The sequence below is a fragment of the Pseudomonas sp. P5_A2_2 genome (assembly GCF_054177685.1).
On record NZ_JBGCUL010000977.1, the window covers coordinates 1 to 1,632 of the forward strand.

Annotated in this window: 1 protein-coding gene and 1 pseudogene; both read left to right on the plus strand. The window is 57.4% G+C overall.

Translation table 11 applies throughout. The features are described 5' to 3' along the window. Window positions 1-217 (plus strand): annotated as a pseudogene (locus tag ACXRVY_RS27960) (TetR/AcrR family transcriptional regulator); the annotation flags it as partial. A gap of 85 nt (window positions 218-302) precedes the next feature. Further along, window positions 303-1,394 carry a VOC family protein gene (locus ACXRVY_RS27965; protein ID WP_458238831.1) on the plus strand — a complete coding sequence of 364 codons (1,092 nt, stop codon included), beginning with the start codon at window positions 303-305 and terminating at the stop codon, window positions 1,392-1,394. Window positions 1,395-1,632: the final 238 nt, after the last annotated feature.

Consider the following 1,632-nt stretch of genomic DNA (forward strand, 5'->3'; position numbering starts at 1 on the left):
ACGCTATACGTTTGCGCAGGAGCAATTGCTCTCAGTGCTGACGCTGATTTCGAGCAGCGTCCTGGGCTCGATTTTTCTGGTGCTGGAAGGGCACAGAACGTGGCGCGAATCGGGATCTGATACGGCTGAACTCGTGCTGCGTGCCTTGGGTGTGCCTTTGGAGGAGGCTAGAGCGCTGGCGACCGTAGAGTTRCCGGCACTTCCTCCTATCGACTAAGCGCGGTAACCGAAACAACGAAAAACCCCTGGCGTTTTCAGGGGTTCAGGGATCGCTTTGCCCTAAAAACTGGAAAACAAGAACAATGAATAACAAAAATCAAATGCCCCAGTTGGCAACACAACAGCCTGTCCGGTATCCGCAACCGACGGTTAAAGCCCAAGGTCTGACTCACCTGATCTTTCAAAGGCCAGACTTGAATGAGGCGGCGCATTTCCTGACAGACTTCGGCCTGGCCGTCAGTCATCAGAACGCCGAAACGCTCTATCTGCGCGGCACTGAACCGGCTCCCTATTGTTACCGTGTCCACCGTGCAGAAAATGCATGCTTTGTCGGGTTCGGGCTGGCAGTCCAATCGCTCGAGGATCTGGAAAAGCTGACGCAAATTCCAGGTGCATCATCGATCGAGACATCGACACATCCTGGCGGCGGGCATTACCTCAGACTGACCGATCCTTCAGGGTTTACCGTCGAAGCGGTTTGTGGCCAGACGCCAGGTAAAACCCTGGTACACAGAGCCCCACTTCCCTGGAATCTGGCGCAAGAGCAATCGCGAATCAACGCCACGCAGCGCCCGCCGATTGCACCGCCTGAAGTAATCAAGCTGGGTCACATCGTCATTGAAGTGGCCGACTATCAGGCGACCTGTGCCTGGTACACCCGGCATTTCGGGTTCATTCCCAGCGATGTGCAAGTACTCCCTGACGGCACCCCCATCGTCGCCTTCATGCGCCTTGATCTCGGTGACAGGCCTGCGGATCACCATACGCTCGCGATCGCCCAGGGGTTCATGGCGACCTATAGCCATAGCGCCTATGAAGTTGTCGATGCCGACGCGGTGGGCATGGGGCAACGGGTCCTGCGAGAGYGGGGTTGGGAGCACTCATGGGGAATCGGCCGGCACATCCTGGGCAGTCAGATCTTCGATTACTGGCAAGACCCTTGGGGTGATAAGCACGAGCACTACTGCGACGGGGATATCTTTACCGCCATACAACCTGTGGGCATCCATCCCGTGAGTCCCGAGGCAATGGCGCAGTGGGGGCAGCGCATGCCCAAGAGTTTTACCAAACCCAAGATGAGCTTCAGCAATGTACGAGCCCTGATCCGCAACCTGCGGCGCAGCCCTGACTTGACGATTGGCAAGTTGATCACGCTGATGCGGATGTTCGGGTAGAGCGGCTGCCATGTCGGCCAACGCTACACGATATGGCCGGCGAGACGTGCTCAAAGCCGGTGCCTTGATCGCCGGCGGCTCGTTGATCTACAGCGTCGCCAGCCCACCCTCAGAACAACACCACAGTTCTCGCGCCATCGAGCGCGGGACAAACGCTGCTCCAGGAGTACCTTCAATGTCTGCTGTACACGTAGTCCGCTTTGAGTTTGAGAACGGTATCCACTGGGGCGTGCTACGC